General features: G+C 65.7%; 20 protein-coding genes. 6 read left to right on the forward strand and 14 right to left on the reverse strand.

The window, feature by feature from the left end; genetic code table 11:
- The first annotated feature begins 17 nt into the window (after nucleotides 1-17).
- From VJ673_RS02985 to VJ673_RS02995, 3 genes are all read left to right on the forward strand, one after another.
- Nucleotides 18-1,409, forward strand: coding sequence for an ethanolamine ammonia-lyase subunit EutB (locus tag VJ673_RS02985; RefSeq protein ID WP_324124538.1), 1,392 nt, complete (start codon nucleotides 18-20; stop codon nucleotides 1,407-1,409).
- A gap of 10 nt (nucleotides 1,410-1,419) precedes the next feature.
- Nucleotides 1,420-2,232, forward strand: coding sequence for an ethanolamine ammonia-lyase subunit EutC (gene eutC / locus VJ673_RS02990; protein ID WP_324124539.1), 813 nt, complete (start codon nucleotides 1,420-1,422; stop codon nucleotides 2,230-2,232).
- A 316-nt stretch (nucleotides 2,233-2,548) separates the two neighbouring features.
- Nucleotides 2,549-3,148: a hypothetical protein gene (locus tag VJ673_RS02995; protein ID WP_324124540.1), complete on the forward strand. Its 600-nt coding sequence runs from the start codon at nucleotides 2,549-2,551 to the stop codon at nucleotides 3,146-3,148.
- Here VJ673_RS02995 and VJ673_RS03000 read toward each other — a convergent pair.
- From VJ673_RS03000 to VJ673_RS03015, 4 genes are all read right to left on the reverse strand, one after another.
- Complete coding sequence (locus VJ673_RS03000; protein ID WP_324124541.1) at nucleotides 3,140-3,460, reverse strand: hypothetical protein; 321 nt, start codon at nucleotides 3,458-3,460, stop codon at nucleotides 3,140-3,142. The two genes, VJ673_RS02995 and VJ673_RS03000, sit on opposite strands and share 9 nt — an antisense overlap.
- A gap of 47 nt (nucleotides 3,461-3,507) precedes the next feature.
- Nucleotides 3,508-3,999, reverse strand: coding sequence for a hypothetical protein (locus tag VJ673_RS03005; protein WP_324124542.1), 492 nt, complete (start codon nucleotides 3,997-3,999; stop codon nucleotides 3,508-3,510).
- 111 nt (nucleotides 4,000-4,110) lie between these two features.
- Nucleotides 4,111-7,125, reverse strand: coding sequence for a PAS domain S-box protein (locus tag VJ673_RS03010; RefSeq protein ID WP_324124543.1), 3,015 nt, complete (start codon nucleotides 7,123-7,125; stop codon nucleotides 4,111-4,113).
- Complete coding sequence (locus VJ673_RS03015; protein WP_324124544.1) at nucleotides 7,035-7,937, reverse strand: LysR family transcriptional regulator; 903 nt, start codon at nucleotides 7,935-7,937, stop codon at nucleotides 7,035-7,037. The genes VJ673_RS03010 and VJ673_RS03015 overlap by 91 nt, the downstream gene beginning before the upstream one ends.
- 139 nt (nucleotides 7,938-8,076) lie before the next feature.
- Here VJ673_RS03015 and VJ673_RS03020 point away from each other — a divergent pair, with 139 nt between their 5' ends.
- The gene (locus VJ673_RS03020; protein ID WP_324124545.1) at nucleotides 8,077-8,697 is read left to right on the forward strand and encodes an FMN-dependent NADH-azoreductase; all 621 of its coding nucleotides are present in this window, start codon (nucleotides 8,077-8,079) and stop codon (nucleotides 8,695-8,697) included.
- Here VJ673_RS03020 and VJ673_RS03025 read toward each other — a convergent pair.
- The 3 genes from VJ673_RS03025 to VJ673_RS03035 all read right to left on the reverse strand — a co-directional run bounded on the left by VJ673_RS03025 (nucleotide 8,672) and on the right by VJ673_RS03035 (nucleotide 12,045).
- Nucleotides 8,672-9,625 (reverse strand): DMT family transporter, encoded by a 954-nt coding sequence (locus VJ673_RS03025; protein ID WP_324124546.1) that lies wholly within the window; start codon nucleotides 9,623-9,625, stop codon nucleotides 8,672-8,674. The genes VJ673_RS03020 and VJ673_RS03025 overlap by 26 nt on opposite strands.
- Before the next feature lie 89 nt (nucleotides 9,626-9,714).
- Nucleotides 9,715-10,542 (reverse strand): AraC family transcriptional regulator, encoded by an 828-nt coding sequence (locus VJ673_RS03030; RefSeq protein WP_324124547.1) that lies wholly within the window; start codon nucleotides 10,540-10,542, stop codon nucleotides 9,715-9,717.
- Nucleotides 10,543-10,578: 36 nt separating this feature from the next.
- Nucleotides 10,579-12,045 carry a C13 family peptidase gene (locus VJ673_RS03035; protein WP_324124548.1) on the reverse strand — a complete coding sequence of 489 codons (1,467 nt, stop codon included), beginning with the start codon at nucleotides 12,043-12,045 and terminating at the stop codon, nucleotides 10,579-10,581.
- A 203-nt stretch (nucleotides 12,046-12,248) separates the two neighbouring features.
- On the opposite strand from VJ673_RS03035, the gene ccoG reads away from it, so the two are divergent.
- The gene (ccoG, locus tag VJ673_RS03040) at nucleotides 12,249-13,703 is read left to right on the forward strand and encodes a cytochrome c oxidase accessory protein CcoG (protein ID WP_324124549.1); all 1,455 of its coding nucleotides are present in this window, start codon (nucleotides 12,249-12,251) and stop codon (nucleotides 13,701-13,703) included.
- A gap of 50 nt (nucleotides 13,704-13,753) precedes the next feature.
- On the opposite strand, the gene VJ673_RS03045 is transcribed toward ccoG, so the two are convergent.
- A complete protein-coding gene (locus VJ673_RS03045; RefSeq protein WP_324124550.1) occupies nucleotides 13,754-14,686 on the reverse strand; it encodes a cation diffusion facilitator family transporter in 933 nt (310 codons plus the stop codon).
- A 178-nt stretch (nucleotides 14,687-14,864) separates the two neighbouring features.
- Nucleotides 14,865-15,269, reverse strand: coding sequence for a DUF4383 domain-containing protein (locus VJ673_RS03050; RefSeq protein ID WP_324124551.1), 405 nt, complete (start codon nucleotides 15,267-15,269; stop codon nucleotides 14,865-14,867).
- 211 nt (nucleotides 15,270-15,480) lie between these two features.
- Here VJ673_RS03050 and VJ673_RS03055 point away from each other — a divergent pair, with 211 nt between their 5' ends.
- Complete coding sequence (locus tag VJ673_RS03055; protein WP_324124552.1) at nucleotides 15,481-16,980, forward strand: FAD-dependent oxidoreductase; 1,500 nt, start codon at nucleotides 15,481-15,483, stop codon at nucleotides 16,978-16,980.
- Between the two features lie 158 nt (nucleotides 16,981-17,138).
- Here VJ673_RS03055 and VJ673_RS03060 read toward each other — a convergent pair whose 3' ends face one another.
- The 5 genes from VJ673_RS03060 to VJ673_RS03080 form a co-directional block, all read right to left on the reverse strand.
- Nucleotides 17,139-17,654 carry a hypothetical protein gene (locus VJ673_RS03060; RefSeq protein WP_324124553.1) on the reverse strand — a complete coding sequence of 172 codons (516 nt, stop codon included), beginning with the start codon at nucleotides 17,652-17,654 and terminating at the stop codon, nucleotides 17,139-17,141.
- Nucleotides 17,655-17,659: 5 nt separating this feature from the next.
- On the reverse strand, nucleotides 17,660-19,555 hold the full coding sequence (locus tag VJ673_RS03065; RefSeq protein WP_324124554.1) for an ABCB family ABC transporter ATP-binding protein/permease: 1,896 nt from the start codon (nucleotides 19,553-19,555) through the stop codon (nucleotides 17,660-17,662).
- 102 nt (nucleotides 19,556-19,657) lie between these two features.
- On the reverse strand, nucleotides 19,658-20,101 hold the full coding sequence (locus VJ673_RS03070) for a PRC-barrel domain-containing protein (protein ID WP_324124555.1): 444 nt from the start codon (nucleotides 20,099-20,101) through the stop codon (nucleotides 19,658-19,660).
- Between the two features lie 62 nt (nucleotides 20,102-20,163).
- The gene (locus tag VJ673_RS03075; protein WP_324124556.1) at nucleotides 20,164-20,847 is read right to left on the reverse strand and encodes a BON domain-containing protein; all 684 of its coding nucleotides are present in this window, start codon (nucleotides 20,845-20,847) and stop codon (nucleotides 20,164-20,166) included.
- Nucleotides 20,848-20,992: 145 nt separating this feature from the next.
- Nucleotides 20,993-24,070, reverse strand: coding sequence for a PAS domain-containing protein (locus tag VJ673_RS03080; protein WP_324124557.1), 3,078 nt, complete (start codon nucleotides 24,068-24,070; stop codon nucleotides 20,993-20,995).

Raw genomic sequence — 24,070 nt, forward strand, 5'->3', positions numbered from 1 at the left:
AATTGGATAACGCCCCCATGACCAGCTACTCGCACACCGTGGATGGCCATACCTACCACTTTGCGGACCTCAAAAGCCTGATGGCGAAGGCAACGCCCGCGCGTTCCGGCGATTCCCTCGCCGGGATCGCGGCCGCCAACGACGAGGAGCGGGTCGCCGCCCAGATGGCCCTGGCGGACCTTCCGCTGAAGACCTTCCTCAACGACGTGCTGATCCCGTACGAGAGCGATGAAGTCACGCGCCTGATCATCGACGATCACGACGCCGCCGCGTTCGCGCCGGTCGGCCATCTCACGGTCGGCGACTTCCGCAATTGGTTGCTGTCCGAAGAAGCCGATGAAGCGGCGCTCGCCGCGCTCGCACCAGGGCTCACGCCCGAGATGGCCGCGGCCGTCAGCAAGATCATGCGCGTGCAGGACCTGATCCTCGTCGCGAAGAAATGCCGCGTGGTGACCGCCTTCCGCAACACCATCGGCTTGCCGGGGCGTCTGTCGACACGCCTGCAACCGAATCACCCGACGGACGAACCGAGCGGCGTCGCGGCGAGCATCGTCGACGGCCTGATGTACGGCAGCGGCGACGCGGTGATCGGCATCAACCCGGCGACCGACAGCGTCTCGGCGGTCACGACGCTGATCCGCATGCTCGACGCGATCATCGCGAAGTACGAGATTCCGACGCAGTCCTGCGTGCTGACCCACGTCACGACCAGCATCGAGGCGATCAACCGCGGTGCGCCGGTCGACCTGGTGTTCCAGTCGATCGCCGGCACTGAGGCCGCGAACGCCAGCTTCGGCATCAACCTCGCCGTGCTCGCCGAAGGATGGGAAGCCGCGCTGTCATTGAAGCGCGGCAGCGTCGGCGACAACGTGATGTACTTCGAGACCGGCCAGGGCAGCGCGCTGTCCGCCAACGCCCACCACGGCGTCGATCAGCAGACCTGCGAAGCGCGCGCCTACGCGGTCGCACGCAAGTTCAAGCCCTTCCTCGTCAACACGGTCGTCGGCTTCATCGGCCCGGAGTACCTCTACGACGGCAAGCAGATCATCCGCGCCGGCCTCGAAGACCACTTCTGCGGCAAGTTGCTCGGCGTGCCGATGGGCTGCGACGTCTGCTACACCAACCACGCCGAAGCCGACCAGAACGACATGGACATGCTGCTGACCCTGCTCTCGGTCGCCGGCATCAACTTCGTGATGGGTATCCCCGGCTCGGATGACGTGATGCTCAACTACCAGACGACGTCCTTCCACGACGCGATGTACATCCGGCAGGTCCTCGGTCTGCGCCCGGCGCCCGAGTTCGAAGCGTGGCTGCGCAACGTGGGCATCTTCGCCCCCGGCGACGCGCTGAAGCTCGCCAGGAACCTGCCCGGCCCCTTCCATCGCGCGCTGGCGAACCTGAGCTGAAGGGAACGTCATGAACGACCGGATCACCGATACCGTCATCCCCAACGCCTGGGGCAAGCTGCGCCGATTCACGCAAGCCCGCATCGCGCTGGGGCGTGCGGGCACCAGCCTGCCGACCCAACCCCACCTCGCCTTCCAGTTCGCCCACGCGCGGGCGCGCGACGCCGTGCATCACCCGCTGGCGATCGATCCGCTGCGCGCGGGGCTCGCGGAGCGCGGACTGGAGGTCGTGACGGTGCATAGCGCCGCCCCGGATCGCCCGACCTACCTGAAGCGCCCCGATCTCGGACGCAAGCTTGACGACGCTTCGCGCGCACGGCTCGAAACCTACGCGGCGCCGACCGGCGAGGAGTTCGACGTCGCTTTCGTGATCGCCGACGGCCTCTCGGCCTTCGCCATCGAACAGAACGCCCTGCCCTTCCTGGACGTCATGATCCCGCGCCTTGCCCCGAACGGGTCGATCGCCCCGCTCGTTGTCGCCGAACAGGCCCGCGTTGCGATCGGCGACGATGTCGCCGTCGCACTGCGCGCCCGAATGGTCGTCGTCCTGATCGGCGAGCGGCCGGGCCTGAGTTCGCCGGACAGCATGGGCCTCTACCTCACGTGGCAGCCCGCGATCGGCACCACCGACGCCCACCGCAACTGCATCTCGAACGTGAGGCGCGAAGGCATGAGCTTCGATCTCGCCGCGCACAAACTGCTCTACCTGATGACGGAGGCTCGCGGTCGGCGGATCTCGGGCGTTTCGCTGAAGGACGAAGTCGAAGCGCTGCCGGAGCGCCTCGCGGCGCCTGCCGGCAATTTCCTGATCGAGGGCGCGTAGCGAACCTGCATCCTATGAACTTACCGTCCTCCTAGGCCTTCGCACCTTTCGTGCGATGCCTACCCGCGGTTCGGCAGTTTCACTCCATTTCATGGCCGAACGCGGATTTCGCCGGTGCCAGGCGCATCATGGATTCCATGAGAAGCCTGCACCGGCTTCTTTTTTGCGCAGCCTGCGCGACGCCAATGGAGAAGACAACGTCTTTTGCCGGCGCTCGGCTCCAGTCAGAGCTGGCTGTTCATGCAGTGCTCAAACACCAATAGATTTACTAATTCCATTCGCGCCTACAGAATGTCGAATGTATTCGATGTATTAAATGGATCGCATGAAGAACATTATTGCCGCGCTTGTAACTATCATCCTCACGGCCTGCGGCACCGCTTCCTCCGTTCGAGTTGGTGTTGCGCCCTACGAAAACGTGACTTTCGATTTTGTTGATTCGAGGCCACTCAAAGAGCGGCCTTCCCAGACGGTGGATTCTCCAGTCGGACTCACTTCCTGGTTCGGCGACGACAAGCTGATCCCGGCTCCACCCGATCTGTTCAAGTCGTATATGGCGGCAAAGATCGGTGACGTGCTGACGGGAAAGACAGTGACGCTGACTGCCTTCCGGGTTACTGCCGCGAATCCCAATGCTTCTCTGGATGCGACCAGACTTCAAATGGCCGGCGGTTCGGTCCCCAATGCCAATCCAGTAGGCCTACTGCTCGCCGCACCGGTGATTTTGGGGATCGAGTCAATCAAGGGCGAAAAAATGGTGATCGTCGATATTCGAGGAAATGTCAGCGGTCAGGAGTTTTCGTCCATCTGCTCCGACTTTTTCAGAGGCAGGACGACCGAAGACAACATTCGCTCAGTCATGCTGAGCTGTCTGGATGCGGCGGCCGGGAAGATCAAGAAACGGATCTCAGGATGATTGAGACCGGTTCACCGCGAAACCTTTGTCGCGAGAAACTCCCCATTTCCCACGGGTGCCGTGCACGTTGTAAATCCCGGATCGGCGGCAACCAGTGCGACGAAGGGGACCATTTGTGGCGCGGACCAGCACCGAAAGAAATTCGCCAGTGTCGCGGCTGATGTTCAGAATGCGACGAGGGCGGTCAGCGATCTCGGCGTCGTTGTCGTGGCCGAATTGTTCGAGTTCTTGCAACAAGACTTGCAGCGACTCGGTCACTGCTTCCTCCTGATGGATGTCGAGCGCCACGGCAGGGAGTGTCAGGCGCGTCATGCACTCCATGACCCGCCTGCACTAGCCTTCTTTTTTCCATTGAGCGTTCAGGACTGCGGCTTCGGTTTGCAGCTCTTGCCTTCATACTCGTAACGGTCGAACGCATATTCCTTACCGTTCCACCGTTGCACAGCGAAACAGAAGCCCGGACCGCCTACCGAGATGTCGGGCCATCCATTTGCGCCGGTGGTCTTCAGAAACTGCGGAATGCCGTTGTTGCTCGTGACCACCTTCCAGGTGCCGTCGAGCTGCTTGCTCAGCACCTTGTAACCGGCTTCCGCCTTTCCATAACAGGCGCTGCCGCCTTCGACGACGACGACCTCGGGAAGGCCGTCGCCGTTACGGTCGACGATGCTCTCGATGCTGGCGCCCGACGGGTTGGGGTCGTCCTTGCATATCACCCACTTGCCATTGCTCTGCGCGGCGCCCGCTGCCTTGAATACGGCGATCTTTTCCGTTTCGGTCAGGCCGGCCGTCGGCGGCGCCGCGGCAAAGGCCGCCCCAATTCCAGATCCCGCGATAGCGGTGAGCGCGATCAATACCGGTACGCTGTTTTTCGTCATCGTTCGCTCCTTGTTCTTCCCGGTTGAAGAACTTCCTGACAAGCAATCCGCGTTCCCCGGCTGCGGGCGCGCGGCGAAATGATTCGCTCAGGTGCGCATGGAACTGGATGTCGCTTCTTTCAGCAGCGTGTGCAGGGTGTCGAGATTGACGGGCTTGTGGAGGACCGCCACGCCGCGGTCGGCCATGCTGCGGACGAGCCGCGGATCGGTGTCGCCGGTGAGCAGGATCGCCGGCAGGTCCGCGCCGAGGATCGTTTCGGCGGCGCGCAGTACTTCGAAGCCGGTTTCTCCCTGCAGACGGTAGTCGGCGATCAGGACGTCGGCGTCGAAATCGCCGAGGCGGCGCAACAGTTCCTTCCCGCTCGCGGCCGAAACGACGGAATGCCCCTCCGATTGGAGTGACAGGACGAGCGCTTCGCGGACGGCGTGATTGTCCTCGACGACGGCGATGCGCAGTCGAGCGCGACTGTCGTCCTGCGGCTGGTCGGCGGGGTGATGGACCTTGGCCATGTCTCCCGGCGGCACTTCGATCGCAAACATCGAGCCCTTGCCCGGGCGAGAGCGTACGCGGACCTTCAGCCCGAGCAGTTCCGCCGTCCGTGCGACGATCGTGAGGCCGAGGCCGCTGCCACGGGTTCTCGCGTCGTCGTCGAGCTGCCGGAATTCCTCGAAGATCTCTTCGGTCTTGTCCTTCGGGATCCCGACGCCGGTGTCCCACACCTCGACCCACAGCTTGCCTTGCCGCTGCCGGCAGCCGACGAGTACGCCTCCCTTCTTCGTGTAGCGGACGGCATTGGCGAGCAAGTTTCCGAGAATTCGTTGCAGCAATACCGCATCGGTATGCACCGTCTGGCGGGTCGGGCGCACGCGCAGGCGCAGCCCCCGGACTTCGGCCTCGGGGCCGTGGATCGATGCCAGTTGAGCGAAGACCTCGGTCAGCAGGAAGTCGCTGACGGTCGGCGTCACGACGCCCGCTTCGAGTTTGCTCAGATCCAGCAGGTCCGTGAGGAGTTCGCTGAGGCTGCCGATGCAGTCCTGCATGTTCGACAGCATCTCCTGGCCGGGGGTGTTGACATGGCGCTTCAACGACGACGCATAGACGCGCAAGGCCGACAGCGGTTGTCGCAGATCGTGGCTCGCTGCGGCGAGGAAACGCGACTTCGCGTTGTCCGCCCGCGCGGCCGCGGCCATTGCGTCCCGCAGCCGCAGTTCCGAATTGTGGCGCTGGGTGGTATCGACGGCAGTGCCGAGAATGCCGACGATCCGGCCGTATTCGAATTGCGGACGCACGCTGAGGTCGTACCAATTCAACTCTCCCCCGATGGAGAGCCCCACCTCTTCGCGTGCCGATTGGCCGGAGTCGAAGACCCAGCGCTTGACGTTCATGATGTGGGCGGCATCCTCGGCGCGATCGAGCAATTCGGCATCAGTCTTCCCGATGACGTCCTCGTCGCCGAAGGCGAGCGCGGAGTTTTCGACGAAGGTGTAGCGAAGCTCGCGATCCTGCGTGAAGACCATCGCCGGCGACGCTTGCACCGCGGCAGTCAGGCGATCGTGCGCGAGCGCGAGCTCCTTGGTGCTTTGCTGTAGCGCGGCCTCGACCTGCTTGCGGAGCGTGATGTCCTGCAGGATTCCGACGTGATACCGAACCGTTCCCGATGCGTCGCGGACCGGCGCGCAATTGACTTCGACCCAGATGATCTTCCCGTCTTTGCGGATGTAGCGTTTTTCGATCCGAAAGCTGTCGCTTTGATCGTAAAGATCGCTGCTGAAGCAATCTTGCTCGTCGGCGTCGTCCGGGTGTGTCAGGGCGTCAGCCTTGAGAAGGACGAGTTCGTCGACGCTATAGCCGGTGATCTGACAATAGCGTTCGTTCGCCTGTCGATACTGTCCGTCGGCTTCGAGCAGGACGATGCCGCAGGCCGTGGTGTTGAAGACGCTTTCGAAGAGCGTTTCGCTTTCACGCAGCGCCGTCTCCGATCGCCTGCGCTGTGCAACCGCGGTCGCAAGTGCTCTGCGCTGACGCCGGAATTGCGCAATGCCCGCGACGACGAGCAGCAGCACGAGTACTGCAGTCGCAGAACTGAGTATCATGCGCGCCACGGCGTCGCGGCTCACGACATAGACCTTCTCGCCGGACCATTTGTCCAGAATCCCGTCGAGCGTTCCATCAGCCTTGATTGCGGCCAAAGCGGCGTTGATCTGGATAAGGAGTTCGGGCGACCGGCCTTTCGGCACAGCAACAGCGCCGAATCGGATCTCAAGCGGCGGGGACACCGCCCTGATGCCGGAAATGTTGAGTTCGGCGAGGAAGTATTCGAGCGGCCAGGTGTTGCCCGCCACTGCGTCGAGTTCGCGTCGCAACACGCGCCGGATGCCGTCGGCGGAGTCTTCGATGGTCACGAGCTCCGCTTCCGGATGCGTTCGCCGGAGAAGGGCCTGAGGGTAGCCGCCGTTCGTGACGCCGATCCGAAGGCCTGCGAGGTTTCCCAAATTAATCTTGGCGCGCCGTTCCGCCAGGGTGAAGAGCGAGAAGCTGACCTGAAACGTATCGTCGCTGAAGTCGTAGTTCGCTTCGCGTTCAGGCGTCCGCGTCATCAGCGAGAGCGCATCGCCTTTTCCCGCGAGGATCGCTGCCTGCGATTGATCCCACTGCGTGAGGATGACCTCGGGCGTTCGTCCCATCCGTTTCGACAGTTCGTCGATCAGGTCGACCATGGCCCCCTTCGGAACTCCATTGTCTAGGAACTCGTAGGGCGGCAGGCTCTTGTCGCCGTAGACGACGAAAGGCTTGGCATCGGCGAGATTCGCAATGCAGCAGCAAACGAGCGCGGCAGCGAGATGTATGGCGCAGCCCAGGGCCTCTTTCGACCGTCGCCAGGACCGCGAAACCTGGGCGCGCCCCAACAGAATGCGCAAGTGTGCTCCCCGGATAATTGTTTGAGTGATCCGTCGGTATTTTCGCACGTCATCCGACCGGAAACATGCCTTCACCGCACCGCGGGTGCGTATCAGTTTTCGCTTCTCAGCGCCGACTTGAGCAAATCGATGAACGCCGTCGTGCGCGCCGGCAGCAGGCGTCTTCCGGGCGTCACGCACCACAGCGTCACCGTGGGCGGCTCCCAGTCGGGCAGGATGCGCCGGAGCAGCCCCTCCTCGATCTCCTTTTGCGCATAGCGCTCGGACAGGCAGATGATGCCCATCCCGTGTGCGGCGAGATCGCGCTGCAGGATCGGGGAATTGACTGCCACCGGGCCGTTGGGTGTTCCCTCCCAGCGCTCCTTTCCGCGGGTCAGGCTCCAGGGGGCCGTTTCGCCGTTGCCGCTGATCAGGCTGAGACAGACATGTTTCTTCAGGTCCTCGGGGCTTTCGGGTTCGCCATAACGCGTGAGATAGGCGGGGCTGGCGTAAAGGCCGAGGCGCATCTCGTGCAGCTTTCGCGCGACGAGCGTGTTGTCGTCCGGGAGGCGGCTCGCCGCGCGCACCGCGAGGTCGAAACGCTCGACCAGCAGGTCGACGCGGCGCGGCGACAGGTCGAGTTCGAGGCGGACCTCCGGGTAGCGCGCGGCATATTGCAGGCAGAGCGACGTCAGGTCGAGCTCGACGAAATCCGGCAGCAACGAGGCGCGCAGCACGCCGTGAGGCGTGGCCTGACGATGCTGCGCGAGCGCCGAGGCGGCCTCGGTTTCGTCGAGCAGGCGGCGGGCGTGATCGAGGATGCGTTCGCCGAAGTCCGTAATGGTGAGGCGGCGCGTCGTGCGCATCAGGAGCCGTTCGCCGAGCGTCGTCTCCAGTTGGCTGATCCGGCGCGACACGGTGGATTTCGGCACGTCCATGCGTTCGGCGGCGCGCGAAAAGCTGCCGGCCTCGATCACTTGGGCGAAGAGGATGAGGTCGTTGGCGTCCAGGCTCATGAGCGACTCGATTGTTCCGTAAACGGAACAATGATACTCATTGAGCGGTCTTCAGATCCATCCATGCAATCAATAGACTTCATCCCATGGCTGAGCAGATCCTGCCGGCCCCCCTACCCCCTCATCGGAGATGAAGATCATGAAAATCATGCAAATCAACGCCAGTGCCCGTTCCGCCGGTGCGAACTCGACCCGTCTGGCCGATGCCGTCACCGCTCGGCTGAAGGCGCAGAATCCGCAGGCCGTCGTCGAACTGCGCGACCTGGCCACGAACCCGCATCCCGTCCTCGACGAACCGTCGCTGGGTGCGCTCTTTACGCCGGCCGAACAACGCACGCCCGAGCAGGTGGCCCGGGTGGCGCTCGACGATGTGCTGATCGCGCAGGTGCAGTCGGCCGACACGATCGTGCTCGGCGTGCCGATGTACAACTTCGGCGTGCCGGTGCAATTGAAGACCTGGATCGATGCGATCGCCCGCGCCGGCGTCACCTTCCGCTACACCGCGAGTGGCCCGGAAGGCTTGTTGAAAGGCAAGAAGGTGTATGTCGCGTTGGCGCGCGGCGGCCTGTACCGCGACACGCCGGCCGATTCGCAGGTGCCTTACCTGCGCAGCGTGCTCGGCTTCCTCGGCATGACCGACATCGAGTTCATCTACGCGGAAGGTCTGGCGATGGGCGCCGAATCGACGAGCAAGGCGTTCGCCGAAGCCGAGGCACGGATCGAGGAACTCTTCGCTACGCGGGAACAGGTTCCGGCTTGATCCGCACGGCCCAGAGCACGCCAGCGATGAGGAGGCCGACGCCGACGAGGGTCAGCGGCGCCGGCCACTCGCCGCGCAACAGGAAGGCATAGCTCAGGGCGGCGAGCGTCTCGAAGACGATCATCTGCCCGACCAGGGCCGTCGGCAGCCGCTGGCTCGCCTCGTTCCAGCACAGCGTGCCGACCCAGGACGCGAGCAGTCCGATTGCGGTCATCAGGCCGACGAAGGCGGCCGGGCGTGGCCCGAAGGGCATCGGCAGCGGGTCCTCGGTGACGCCGAGCCACATCCAGAGTACGGCGTAGCCGACGAGCGCCATCGGCAAAGTCGCGAGGCCCTGCGCTGTCGCCCATGCGCGCGGCTTGCGCCCGGGATGATTACGGAGCCAGTCGGCGTTGCGCAGCGGGTACCAGGTCCAGCAGGCCAGTGCGCAGACCGCGAACACGGCGCCGACAGCGTAGCGCGCGTGGTCGCTGGCCGATTGCGCAGCCAATGCCGACAGTTCGGCCTGATTCACGCACGCGATGCCGGCGGCGATCACCAATAAGGACGGGGAGAGTCGCGCCCATGGCAGCCGGCCGTCGCGCTGGTGGTCACGCAGGTTGGCGCAGATCGCGATGATCACCGGCAGCGTGCCGATCATCATCGTCGGCAAGGGCGCACCGGCACGCTGGATGGCGCTGGCGAGGCAAAGGTAGTAAAGGAGATTGCCGACCGCGGCGAGCTTGACCGCCTCGATCCAGTCGGAGCGTTTGAGGCGCGCGAGCTCGCCGCGGTCGAACCAGGCGAGCGGCAAGGCGATCAAGCCGAAGGCGAGATAGCGGCCGAAGGATTGCAGGGTTGCCGGATATTCAGGCAGCAGCAAGGGCCCGATGAAGACCAGGCCCCACATCATTCCCGCCGCCATCGCGAACGCGACTCCAGCCCACATCGATGAATCTCCCGATTACGATGGGGTCGAGTCTCGCATGGCGGTGCGATTGGCGTCTTGTACGAGATTGCGCTTTGCTCGACCTTCGCTCAGGCGCGGACCTGCCGCCGGTAACGGGCCGGTGTCACGCCGTAGCGGCGGACGAATGCGCGGGTCAGGTGTGCCTGGTCGGCGAGTCCGGTGGCGGCGGCGACTCGCGCGGGCGTCTCGCCGGCGGCCAGGAAGCGCTTGGCCGCGTGGAGCCGCAGGGCCATCAGCATCTGCTGCGGCGTCACGTCATGCTGGGCCTGGAAGCGTCGCAGGAAATGAAAGGGACTCAGGCCGGCGACGGCGGCGAGCTCTTCGAGCCGGATGCGGTCTGAGAGGTGCGCCCGCATGTAGTCGAGCACGGGTGTGAAACGCTGCGCCTTGTCGTCACGCGCCACTGGCGCCACGCGCGCGTGCGGCCGCAGCGCCGCGACGAACTGGAACAGCAGGCTGTCGAAGGCGAGCGGTTCGCGTGCCTGCCACAGCGATGCGAGCAGCGCGGACAGGTTGCGGGCGCGCGTCCGGTCGTTATCGACGACCGCCCCGGAGAACCACCAGTGCGGCTCGCCGCTGACTTCGGCGAGTACGTCCGGTTCGATGTAGATCATCCGATAGCGCCATCCCCCCTCCGTTTCGGCGCGGCCGGTATGGAGGATGTCGGGATTCATCATCACGATCGAATCGGGCGGTGCGAGGTGCTCGCTGCCGGCGTATCGAAAGCGCTCGACCCCCCGCTCGACCACTCCCAGGCCGAAAGCCTCGTGGGTATGCGGCTCGAAGGCGTGGCGCACGATCTCCGCGCGGTACAGCTCGATGCCGCCGCGCCCGACAGGATGGCGGAATTCGGCCTGATCGGAGGGATGGTCGAAGTGTTCGGGAACGCCTTGCATGGAGCGGGAATTTACACGAGTCCCGCCTTTCGAGGCTCAGGGAAACTTGCGGGAGAGCGCCGCGGCGACCGGGGTCGGAGACCGTTCGCCCACCTCCAGCCGGCGCTCGACGGCGCTCAGTGCAACCCGGATGCCGTTGCCGACCGCCATCTGCGGCTCGGACGCTTCCAGCCCTTCTGCCGCTTCGCGTTCTGCGACGGTGCGCTTTGCCTGATCGAACGCCATCTCGAAGGAGTGCGTGTTGCGCAGGGCCTCGTCGAAGAACGCCCGGCCGAAGAAGGTCCAGTCCGCCTCGTGGCTGCAACCGTGCGAGTTTCGGTCGGGCCGCGCCGCGCTGATGACGAGGGTGTCGTTGCCGGCGAGCGGCGGTACGAAGCCGCCCGAATAGCAGGCGGAGACCACCACCACTCGATAGCGGATGCCCGCTGCTTGCAGCATCTGCTGCAGTCGTTCGGGCGTGAGATCGTCGAAGCGGTAGGGCCAGAGGCTGAGGTCGAAGCGATGTTCGGGCGAACCGTGCGAAGTCATGAAGAGCACGAGGACGTCTTCGTCGCGATTCATGCGCTGCCCGATCACGCGGAGGCTGCGTTCGAGTGCCGTGACGCTGGCGATCGGCCGCTCGGAGACCGTCGCCGGGTTGTTGACGAGGATCACGCTGTGGCCGGAGGTGGCGAAGCGCTCGCGGAACAGGGCTTCGACGGACTGCACTTCGCGCAGGAAGACGTCCTGCCCGCCGTGTCCGCCGACCGCGAGCAGGAAGAGCTCCGGTACGCCGGGACGGCCCGGCTTGACGCGATCCAGCGCCTCTTCCAGCAGGCGCGGCTGCGCGTAGAGGACGGACTCGTTGGCGCTGCGCATGCGGCGCGCGCGTGCGGCGGCATCGATCGTTGGATCCTGGTGGGCGACCCACAGCGCCTCCTTCTGCTCGACCAGCAAGGGCGGCAGGCCGATCAGGAAGATCGTGGCCAGGACGGCTGCGAACAGGCGCTTGCGTCGCAGGCCGGCTGTGCGCATGAGCGCGAGGGCCGACGCGAGGAGGCCCAGGCCGAAAGGCGCCCACCAGATCACCATCGCGGCTTCGCCGAAGGACCGCCAGATGTGTTCCGGCAGCAGGCCGAGTCCGCCCCACACGACACTGACTGCGAGCCAGAGCGCCGCGAGCGCGACAGCGCACGCAACCGTCCGGCTTTCGTCGCCCGCGGCCCGTGCCGCGACCCAGGCGGCGAGCAGCAGCCAGGGGATTCCGAAGAACAGCGGCAGAACGCCGGCCGGATTGAATTCGCCCGCCTCGCCGACACGCAGGAAATCGAGCGCGCCGCTCGCCGCCATGTCCAGCAGGAACAGGAAGACGAGCTGCGGAACCGATGCGCGCAGCGAACGTGCGGCCGAAGGATGGAGCGCGAGGAACAGGAATCCCGCCCGCAGGTTGAAGCCGAGCTCGGCGAGCAGTCCGCCGGCTTTCGGCGCGATCACGAGGGGCGACTCGGCCTGGTCGATTTCCAATGCGGGGCTCCGAGTGGAAGGTCGTCCGATTATAGCGCCCGCATAGGTCAGGCACGGTCGGAGCGGGACGCGATGAGCAAACTGTTACGTTCGAAAATCGCAATAACTGGGACTGTTACGCTTCTCGCCCCGATGGTGTACTTCCGGCTACTGCCCCGACCCCGTATTCCACGCGCGCAGCGGGTTGCAGTGGGGACGTGATCATGCAAACGCCATCATCGCGGGCAGCCGGTGCCCGCGTCGAGTTCTACCGCAAGACGGGCAAGATCCATCCGCGCACCGTCGCCGGGCGCTACAACGGCCTGCGCTGGGCGATGGTCTGGATCACCCAGATCATTTTCTACGGCGCCTGCTGGTTCGACTGGGACGGGCGACAGGCCCTGCTCTTCCATATCACCGAGCGCAAGTTCTACCTCTTCGGACTCGTGCTGTGGCCGCAGGATGCGCTGCTGCTCGCCTTGCTGCTGGTGCTCGCGGCGACCGGGCTCTTCCTCGTCACCGCCGTCGCCGGACGCGTGTTCTGTGGCTTCGCCTGTCCGCAGACGGTGTATACGGCGATCTTCCGCTGGGTCGAGAACAAGGTCGAAGGCGATCACCTCGCGCGGATGAAGCTCGACCAGGCACCGCCGAGCCTTGCCAAGTTCGCCCGCAAGGGCGCGAAGCATGGGATCTGGCTCGCGATTGCGCTCTGGACCGGCATTACCTTCGTCGGCTACTTCACGCCGATCCGCGAGCTGCTGTTCAACCTGGGGCGGGGTGAACTGGGGCCGTGGGAAGGCTTCTGGGTGTTCTTCTATGCCATCTTCGCGTATCTGCAGGCGGGGTTTGCACGCGAGATGGTGTGCATGCACATGTGCCCGTACTCGCGCTTCCAGGGCGTGATGTTCGACGGCGATACCATGACCGTGAGCTACGACGCGCGACGCGGCGAGCCGCGCAAGGGGCGTGCGGGGGCGACGGTGCAGGCGACGGCAAAGGTCGCAACGCCCGGCGCGGCGAGCGCTGCGGCGCGCGGCGATTGCGTCGACTGCAGCCTGTGCGTGCAGGTGTGCCCGACCGGCATCGACATCCGCGACGGCTTGCAATATCAGTGCATCAACTGCGGCTTGTGCATCGATGCCTGCGATGACGTGATGACGCGCGTCGGCGCGCCGGTCGGCTTGATCCGCTTCGCGTCGGAGCGCGAGCTCGCTGCGCCGAAAGCCGCCCTGCCCCGCTCGCCGATGCTTGCGAGCCTGCGTCGCCCGCGTTCGCTGGTGTACATGGGCGTGCTGGCGGTCTTCACGGTGCTCGGTGCGTGGATGCTCGCCAATCGGGTGCCGCTGCAGGTCGATGTGCTGCGCGACCGCAACGCGCTGATGCGCGAGAAGCCGGACGGCAGCGTCGAGAACACCTACATGCTGAAAGTTGTGAACATGCTCGAGAAGCCGCGGACGTTCCAGATCCGGGTTTCCGGTCCGGCCCAGGCGCGCGTCGTCGGGATCGACGTGATCCACGTCGCCGCCGGCAGCGTGCTGCCCCTGCCGGTGACGGTCGCGGCATTGCCCGAGTCCGGCAAGACCGGCGTCCAGCCCCTGCAATTCGACATCGAGGCGCTCGACGGCGAGCCGGCGCACGCGGCACATGTAAGCGAGCGCAGTTCGTTCGTGCTGCCCTGACTTGATTGCCATTGTTGATGTACGGTTCCGTACGGTTTCGGCCGGCGATGCTAGTCAGGCCGATCCAGGGGCTCGTCGGCCATCGACACGGGGTCCTCGATGGGTTCGAGGTGGGTCGATATGTGAGCGGTGGGCATCTGCGCGCGCAGCGCAGCCTCGATGCGCTCCGAGCAGTCGTGCGCTTTCTTGACCGACCAGGCCCCTGGAACCAGCACGTGCACGCTGACGAAGATCCGGCGACCGGCCTGGCGCGTGCGCAGGGCATGAAAGCGAATGCCCTCGCAGTGGAACGAGGCCAGGGTGGTTTCCAGGTGGCGAAGTTCGGGCGGGGGGAGGCCCGCATCCATCAAGCCGGAGGCGGAACGCGCTACCAGTTGCCATCCCGTACGGATGATGTTGGCCGCCACCACCAGAGCGATGACCGGGTCGAGCCAGGTCAGGCCGGTCAGCCAGACTACCGCCACGCCGCCTATGACGCCCACCGAGGTCCACACATCGGTCATCAGGTGACGCGCGTCGGCCTCCAGGGTGATCGAGCGGTGCGCAATCCCGGCGCGCAGCAGAACGCGGGCGACGCCGAAGTTCACTGCGGATGCGACGATCGACGCGAGCAGGCCGGCGCCGAGGGCCTCGAGCTGCCGTGGGTGGAGCAGCCTGTCGATTGCGGTGTAGCCGATGCTTGCGGCGGCCACGACGATCAGGAATCCTTCGAACGCGCTCGAGAAATATTCGGCCTTGTCGTGCCCGTAGGGGTGGCCTGCGTCGGCAGGCTGGGCGGCGATCGAAAGCATCCACAGCGCCATCAAGGCGCCCGCGAGATTGACGAAGGATTCGATGGCGTCGGATAACAGGCCGACAGACCCGGTCAGTGCCCAGGCGATGCCTTTGAGCAGAATGGTGGCGACAGCTGCGGCAATCGAAATGAGGGCGTAGCGACGGAGGTCTGTCGGAGCGGCACTTGAATGAGTCAGCGTCACGCTCATGCCCTCCAGGTATGCGAATGCTCATGGAAACCTTAGCACGTCTGGCGAACTGAGGAGCGGGCGAAAGTGATTTGGCTGCGATGATGGGACGTGCCGCGACCGCCTCTGGTTGTCGACTCGAGAGGGATCGGCCGCGAGCTTTCTGTTGGAGGGCTTGCCGTTGGGGGAGGCGCGCCTATCAAGCGTGATGCGCCGTGTGCCGCGGATGGGTCGGAGCCCGTCCGAAACTGAGGTACAGCGCTGCGCCGGCAACGAGTGCGTGCAGGACAATGTCGGCCGGGTTGTGGGCCATGCCCAGCAGTTGGCCGTGTCCGACGAAGATGCCGGCGAGCGTGACTACCCCGTAGATCACGCCGAAGATGCGGAAGTAGGTCGCGCTCGCCGCGTCGCTGCGAAGTCCGACGATTATGGCGACGATCCCCGATAACAAGTGAACGACGTTGTGAATCGGGTTCACCGCGAAGATTCCGAACAGGAGGGCTTCGCCTCCTGGCTCCTGGTGAGGCGCGACCGCTTCGACGAAGCCGAGAAGTCCGGCGACGATGAAGACGGCGCCAAAGATGAGTGCTGCGCGTCTAAGCATGGTCTTGCTCCTTGTTCCCTGTGCCGCGCTGATGCCCGGCACGCGGAAAACGATGCAACCGGGAGACCTGCGCGTCTGGACGAGCGCAAGTGCGGCGCTCGCTCCGGCACCCCGATTGCTCGCCTGCCGACGATATTCGCCGGTGGCGAAGTGCCGGCGCGAAACGGGTAAGAACTGCTCGCGGGATGTAGATCTGCCTATCGGAGGGAGCATGGACACCATTTCCATCTGGCGCGGAACGGCGGAGAACACGACGTTTCCGCCGCTGGAAGGCCGGGCGACGGTCGATGTGGCAATCGTCGGCGGCGGCATCACGGGGCTCACGCTGGCGATGCTGCTGGCCGAAGAAGGCAAGTCCGTCGTGGTCCTCGAAGCGGGTGCGATCGGGCTGGGCAGCACGGGCAACTCGACGGGCAATCTCTATGCTGTGGTCAGCGAGCGACTGTTCACGATCGGCGAAAAATGGGATCGCGAGGTGATGCGGGCGGTGGCCGAGTCCCGCAGCCAGGCGGTCGACCTGATCGAGCGCACGGCCGGCGTTCTCTCCGCCGAGGTCGGGTTTGCACGCCGCGATTTTCACCTTTACGCGACGACGGCGGCGGCGATCGAGACGGTCGAACGGGAATACCTCGCCGCGCACCATGTCCGTCTGCCCGCGCGCCTCGCGGACGCCGCGCCCATCGCCGTCGAGAGCCGGCGGGCGCTGATCATCGAGAATCAGGCGCAGTTCCATCCGCTCGCTTACCTGCAGGCGCTCGCGCAGAGGATCGCCTCTGACCGTTGCCGGATCTACGAACGTTCGGCCGTAATCGACATCAACGAGCAGGCGCACACGGTGCACACGATGCGCGGGGTGGTCAGCGCGCGCGACATCGTGCTCGCGACGCATTCGCCGAAGGGGCGCTTCTGGATTCAGGCCGAAATGCTGGCGAACCGCGAATACGGGATCGCCGCGAGGCTGAACCAGGGGGCGTATCCGCAGGGAATCTTCTGGGGCCTGGGGGATTATTTCCATTCGGTTCGCAGCCTGCGCGCGGCCGGTCAGGAATACCTGATCGTCGTGGGCGAAGAGCACCGGGTCGGGCAGCACGACAGCGTCGAGGCGTATCTGCGCCTGGAGGAGTTCGTGCGGCGCCATTTCGATGTTGCGGAGGTCCGCTATCGTTGGTCGGCGCAGAATTATCACGCCGCCGACTCCCTGCCCTACATCGGCCGCAGCCATGCATCCGACCTGTTCGTCGCGACCGGCTTCGGTCCGGATGGGCTGACCTACGGCACGCTCGCCGCGGCGATCATCGCCGACCAGATCGTCGGGCGCCCCAGTCCGTGGGCGGAGATCTACCGCGCCGGGCGCATCGAACCGGTCAGGGCCGCCCTCGGCGTGCTGGAGGAAGGCCTCGGTGTCGCGAAGGCCTTGATCCAGGACTACGGCGGGCGCCCTGCGGCGCGGCCGGCGACGATCCGGCCGGGCGAAGGCGCGGTGGTGGAAGTTGGCGGCGAGAAGGTGGCCGCGTATCGCGACGCGGCGGGCAACCTGTCGGCGATCTCGCCGGTGTGCACGCACATGAAGTGCATGGTGCACTGGAACGCGGCCGAGAAGACCTGGGATTGTCCTTGCCACGGCAGCCGCTTCGACGTCACCGGCGAAGTCATCGAAGGGCCCGCGGTGGCGCCCCTCGCGCGAAAACAGTTCAGCCAATGGCAGTCATGAGCGGCTGACGGCCTGCTTCGGCTTGCCTCCCGGCGGAGGCTCGCGGGGGGGCTTTTTCGGGGGCTGCGGATGGGGATCATCCGGTCCCTTGCGCGGCGGTTCGGCAGGCGGGTCGCCCTTTGTCGGCGTCGTGTTCATGATCGTCTTCCGTTGTGAATTCATTCGCGGGGAACGTCGAGCGAGACGCCCGCGGCTTCGGCGAGACGCGCCTGGCGCGCAAGCGCGCGCAGACACACCGCCACGGTGCCGGCGAACATTTCGTCGTACACGGGAAACGCCCCGCTCGCCCCGACCACGATGCCGTCGATGCAGACGCCGCCGGTAAGCACCGTGTCGTGCGGCCGCAGCAGCTGCGGATACAGCTGTTGCATCTCGTGGCCATCGCGCCCGCTTCTCCAGCTCAGCAGTGCCTTGGCACGCGCGAAGGCGGCGTAATCCGCGTCCCAGGCGTCGCGGTCGCCGAAGGCATGCTCGTACAGCACGGCCTCGTCGAAGGGCACGCTGCCCGCGGGCATCCCGGGGTTCATGACTACCAGGTAGAGAAAGCCGCTGCCGACGATGCTGCGATCGTGCATGAGCGCTTCGATCATCGGCGAAACGAGGCCGACGGCTTGTCGCGCCAGCGCCTGGGTCACGTAGTGGCTGCCGACTGGCGTGCGATGCGGTTCGTTCATGGCTTTCAACTCCCGAGCGGTTGGTCGGTGGGGGGCGCAGGGGGAAGCCCGGGTGCCGGCGCGCCTAGCTCCCCCTTCGTTTGCCGTGCTGTGCCGTGGCCGAGAACGCTGGCCATCCCCTGCTCGGCGCGTTCGACCTCCTGCTGCTGCCGTTGCAGGCGCCAGAGCTGGGCGTAGAGCCCGTTCTGGCTCAGCAGGAGGTCGTGCGTGCCGCGCTCGACGATGTGGCCGTGTTCGAGCACGAGGATCTCGTCCGCATCGACGACGGTCGACAGGCGGTGCGCGATGATCAGCGTCGTGCGTTCAGCCGCGAGGCGGTCGAGCTCTTCCTGGATCGCGCGTTCGGAACGCGTGTCGAGCGCCGACGTGGCTTCGTCGAAGACCATGATCGGCGGGTTCTTCAGGATCGCGCGCGCGATCGCGATGCGCTGCTTCTCGCCGCCGGACAGCATCACGCCCCGCTCGCCGACCTCGGTGTCGTACTGGTCCGGCAGGCTGGCGATGAACTCGTGCACATGCGCCGCCTTCGCGGCCTCGATGATGTCGGAGAGGCTCGCGCCCGGACGGCTGTAGCCGATGTTGTAGGCGATCGTCTCGTTGAAGAGGATGGTGTCCTGCGGCACGATGCCGAGCGCCGCGCGCAGGCTTCGTTGCGAGATGCTGCGGATGTCGATGCCATCTATCGTGATCCGCCCGCCGCCGACCTCGTAGAAGCGGAACAGCAGCCGCGCGAGCGTCGATTTCCCCGAGCCGCTCCCGCCCACCACCGCGACCGTGCCGCCGGGGGCAATCGAGAAGCTCACATCCCACAGGATCTGGCGGCTCGAATCGTAGGCGAAGTCCACGTGCTCGAAGCGCACTTCGCCGTGCTTCACGCCGAGTTCCGGCGCCGAGGGCCAGTCCTGGATCTCGGGCTTCTGATCGAGCAGCCGCAGCATCTTCTCGGCGTTGACGACGGCGTCGCGCGCCTGGCGGAAGACGAAGCCGAGCGAATTGAGCGGCAGGCAGACCTGGATGATGTAGGCGTTCACGAGCACCAGGTCGCCGACCGACATTACGCCCTCGACGACGCTGCGCGTCGCCAGCAGCATCACGCTCGCGACGCCGACGGCGATGATGCTGCTCTGGCCGATATGCAGCGTCGACAGCGCCATCTGGTTCTTCACGCCGACTTCCAGCCACTGGTCGAGGATGGTGCGGAAGCGCCGCTGTTCGAAGGCCTCGTTCGTGTAGTACTTCACCGTCTCGTGATTGAGCAGGCTGTCGACGAGCCGGCCGTTGGCGCTCGAGTCGAGTTCGTTGAGCGCGCGCTGGTAGATCGCGCGCCGCTCGGTGAAGACGACGGTGAAGGTCGTATAGATGATGAAGGTGCCGACGATGATCGCCGTGAACCAGTCGCTGTAGTTCAAGGTCATGATCACGATCACGGCGCCGATTTCGACGATGGTCGGCAGGATCGTGAAGAGCCCAACGCCGAGCAGGAAGCCGATGCCGGCCGTGCCGCGCTCGACGTCGCGGGTGACGCCCCCCATCCTGCGTTTGGCGTGAAAGCGCGCGCTCAGTCGATGGAGGTGGGAGAAGACTTGCAGCAGGAAGCCGGACACCGTGCTCTGCGTGACGCGCGCGAAGATCACGTCGCGGATCTCGCTGAAGAAGGTGCTGAGGAAGCGCAGGACCGCGTAGCCGAGCACCATGAACACGGGCATCACCACCGAGGCCGGGGCGGTCGCCAGACGGTCGATGATGGCCTTCAGCGCGAAGGGCACGCCGACCGCAGCGAGCTTCGCGAGGATGACGAGCAACAGGGCGACAAGGGTTCTCTGCCGGTAGCGCATCAGCGCCGACGCGAGCAGATGAAAGACGAAACCGGCCGTCGAGGTGGAACCGGCGGAGTCCGGCATGGCGGCCGTGGGCGGACTGGGGTCTGGGGAATTCGGACGGCCTGAACGCAACCGGGGCCGGCGGACCGGCCCCGGTTGCACGGGCACTGGATCGTGGGACCCTTACAGGTCGTTCACTTCCCAGTAGGCGCGTTGCCCGTAGTAGGCGTGGACTTCGCGCGCCCACGTCGGATCGGCCATCGAGGGCCAATGATCCTTGTCGAAGCCCGGAGCGGCCTTCAGGCGCTCAGCGTCGACGTCCAGGACGAAGCACTTGCGTCCCACGTCGAGCGTCAGTGCCGACCACGGAATTGCGAACAGCTTGTCGCCCATTCCGAGGAAGCCGCCTGACGACAGCACCGCATAGGCTACGCGGCCGCTGCGTACGTCGAGCATGATGTCCTTGATCTTGCCGAGATCCTGGTCGAAGCGGTTGACGACGTTGTCGCCGTCGAGCGTGCTTGCGGCCATGACGTCGGGACCCGGACCTTCAGGTATGTCGCGCGTAGCTCCGACGATCGGAGTCTGCTTCGACGGGGTGGTGCCTGGGGCATGGATGCTTGCCATTTTTCATTCCTCCTGCATTGAAAGTTGCGACTGGAACGAGCGCATGAGGCGCTGCCGTGACGCTACTCGTTCCGTCTGGTCGCCGGCTGCGTCGGGATGGCGCGAGGATCGACCTCGGATGCCCGTCCGGGCCCCAGATCGGATTCCCACGCCTCCTGGCGCGTGCCGGATGCGCCACGGGATTCGTGTGCAAGAGGGGTGCTGGTCCCCTCGGCATCCGCTTGTGCGTCCGGGCGCCGGACGCGGATGCGGTTTTCGACGTTCTGCACGCCCCAGCAGCTGTCGGCCGTATCCTCGATACGGTGCTTCATGCCGCGGTCAGGCACGGTGCCTTCCAGCGTGACGATACCGTTCGAGACCGTGACGCTGACGTCGCTGACATCGAGATGGTGAAGCTGCGCGAGACGTTCGCAAATGAACTCGTGGATACGTTCGTCGGAGCGTGTGTAGCCGCGCGGACCCTGTCGGTCGCGGGCGACGTCGCGCCATTCCCGCATGGGACCGCTGGTCGAGTAACGGTCGCGGCCGGCCGAGGGATAAGCGCTCCCGAATTCGGCCTGTTCCGATTCCAGCCTGCCGCGTGGCGGTTCGGGATGGCCGAAGCCGCGCCGCAACGTGTTGCTCTGGTCGTAGAACTGTTCGTCGCCCGCGGCGCCGTATCGCGCCTGTTCGCTACCGCCGCCTATGCCGAAGAGCTCGGGACCGAAGTCGTGCTCGCCGGCGGATCCGCCTTCTTGCCTTCTCATCTTCGTGAATCCTCCATTTCGGACTTCAAGGAAGGAAAGGTCAGAAGACACTCAGCAATCGGTGTGCCGTGGGAGGATCCGAGGCGTCGAGGGGCCAGGCGCGGGGGAAGAACGGTAAGAATTACAGAGGCGTGTAGTTCCGCCCTTACGCTTCCCGATATTCGCCGTCGCGGACCGGGAGCGGGTCGACCTCCCCGCCACTTCCGCTGAGCACGCCGGTGATGGCGTTTACGAGGGACTCCTCGTCCACCGGTTTGCCGACCTTGCCCTTGAAGCCGGCACTGGAGAACTGCTCGTCGTCGAGATGCGTGAGGGCGGTCACTGCGATAGCGGGGATGTCGGTGCCCCCCATCGAGCGGATTCTCCCGAGCACCTCGAAGCCGCTGTCGCCGGGCATGGCGATGTCGAGCAGGAGCACCGTCGGCGTGGGCAGCGGGCCGCTGAGTTCCCATTGCGCGAACAGTGCTTCGCCCGACTCGAAGTCCAGAACCCGCGCGCCCGCGCGGCCGAGGATCAGCCGCATCACCTCCCGCGCGTCCGGGTCGTCATCGACGAGGAAGGCCGTGACGCCGGTCAGGGTGCGCCGCGACGGCTTGCGCACTTCCCGTTTCGCGACGCTTGCGCCGCCTTGGTCCCGGGCGCGGGGAAGGATCACCGTGAAGATGGAGCCCTTCCCTTCTCCCGCACTGGTTGCCTGGACGGTGCCGTCGTGCAGTTCGACGAGGTTGCGCACGAGCGCGAGACCGATGCCCAGCCCCAGGTAGCGGCGCGTCATCGAGGTGTCGGCCTGGCTGAAGCGGTCGAAGACGTGGGGCAGGAAGTCGGCTTCGATGCCGATGCCGGTGTCGGTCACCGACAACTCCACGCATTTGGCCGTCATGCGCAGCCGGACGAGGATCTCTCCGCCTTCCGGCGTGAACTTGATGGCGTTCGACAGCAGGTTGCTCAACACCTGCTGCAGCCGGTCGAAGTCTCCGTCGACGTAGACCTCCCCGCTCTCGCAGGTGAAGCTCAGTTTGAGGTTCTTGGCCCTGGCGGGATCGCGTGAAAGTTCGAGCGCCGCGTTCACCACCTCCACGAGATTGACGCGGTGCAGATGAAGCTCCAGTTTGCCGCTGATGATGCGCGAAGTGTCGAGCAGGTCGTCGATCAGGCGGGTCTGGTGATCGATGTTGCGTTTGATCGCGTCGGCGGCGCGGGCCACCAGCGAGGGGTCGGGGGCGCGCGCGCCGATGAGGACCTGACTCCAGCCCTTCAGTGCGTTGAGCGGCGAACGCAGTTCGTGCGAAACGATCGCGAGGAACTCGTCCTTGGCGCGGTTCGCGCGCTCCGCCTCACCGCGCAGGCGGTGTTCGGCGACGAGCAGCTGCTCGAGATCGTGCTGCGCGCGCTTGCGCTCGGTGATGTCCTTCGCGACGCCGACAAGTCCGAAGACCTCCCCGTGGGCGTTGCGCAAGGGCGATTTGGTGACGAGATAGGTGCGCGTTTCGGACCGCACGGTACGCCGCTCCTCGACGACGACGGGGCGGCCGGTTTCGACCACGCGCCGGTCGTTCTCGGTGGCGCGCCGGGTTTCCTCGTTGTCGCCGAAGATCTCTTCCTCGGTGCGACCGACGATCTGCGCCCGGCTGAGTCCCATCGCTTGCAGCGCGGACGGATTGATCATCATGATCTGGCCATCCCGGCTCTTGGCGACGATCAGTTCGGGGGTGCTGGCCGCGATCGTGACCAGCAGTGTCGTGCTTTCGCGCAGCACCGACATGGTGCGGTCGAGCGCGCGCGTGCGTTCGGCGACCCGTCGGTCGAGCGCCGCATAGGCTTCGCGCTCCGCGTGCTCACGCGCCCGGTTCGCGCTGACGTCGCGCAGCACCATGACGCCGCCGGTCACGCGTTGGCGCTCGTCCTTGAACGGCGTTGCCGTCACTTCGACCGCCTGCAGCGTGCCGTCGCGCCGGCGCAGTGCCGGCTCGCCCTGGAGCGACACGGAATGGGAGAGGATGAAGGCGCTCTGGAGCGGGCAATCCAGCGGCGCGCCCGTCGGGCCGTCCACGAGGCTGACGAGCTTCGAGACCGGCTCCCCGACGGCCGACGCCGCGCGCACGCCGGTCAGGGCCTCGGCGGCGGGATTCATGAAACTGATGCGCGCTTCGTCGTTGACCGTCACGACCGCGTCGCCGATATAGGCAAGTGTCACTTCCAGCCACTGTCGTTCGGTCTCGGCGCGATGCTCGGCGCGCGAGCGCGAAAGATGCATCTCGTCGAGCCGGCTCGACATCCACAGGATCAGCGCGACGGCGGCGACGATCGCGGAGACCGTCAGCACGCCCTCGCTCTCGATGCTCTCGAACCAGCCGGCCCGCAGTCCGAGTGCCTGCACCAAGACGACCATGAGCGGCAGACCGACGGCCATCGGGACGAGGCGGCGGACCACCAGTGCGCCCGGCGAGTCGTACTCCAGCAGCTTGACCAGACGCGAGGCGGGCCGCGTCGCAAGGATGCTGAAGCTCGCGGCGAGCAAGGCGACGGCGATCGGCAGGGGGATGCCGAGAGACGGCAGCTCCATGTCCACGCGGACCAGGCGCACGATGAGCCCGACGAGCGCGACGAGCACGATTCCCCCGGCGGCCGCTGCAAGGAACTGGGACCACTCCCGTGCCGGATGTCCCTGCTGGGTCGCCAGGATCATCGAGACGCCGAGGAGCAGGTAGCACGAAGGGGCGCCGACGAGAATCGGCGACGGTTCGAAGAGCGCGGATATGAGCGGGAAGGCCGAGCGCGCCTCGTGCGCGATGCCCGCATTGAGCGCGAGTCCGCCCAAGGCCAGCGCGACCAGCGCGGACGACGCGAGTGCCACGCGCAGACGCCCTTTCGAACCGGGCTCGTCCAGCGCGCGCAGCGCGAACGCCAGGATGCCGAGTGCGAGCACGCTTCCCGCCCGGATCGGCGCGGCACCGTCGTTGATCGAGAAAAAATCCTCGAAACCGGTCGCCCACGCGAGCAGCGCAAAGATCGCCACGAGCGAAACCAGCGCGCGGCTCCAACGGCCCGCATGCCGCAGTTTCGCCGCCCAGGCGCTCGCCGGTCCGGCAGCGGGCCACCTCGAAGACGTTGCGGTCGCGAACTCGCCAGGTACGGGGCAGAATTCCGCCTCGGACGCGTCCGACTGGACACCTGTTCCGGCAGCGGGCGACGAAACGGCGTCTGCACTACCTATGCTGGCCAC

The sequence above is a fragment of the Aromatoleum sp. genome (assembly GCF_035254505.1).
GTDB lineage: Bacteria > Pseudomonadota > Gammaproteobacteria > Burkholderiales > Rhodocyclaceae > Aromatoleum.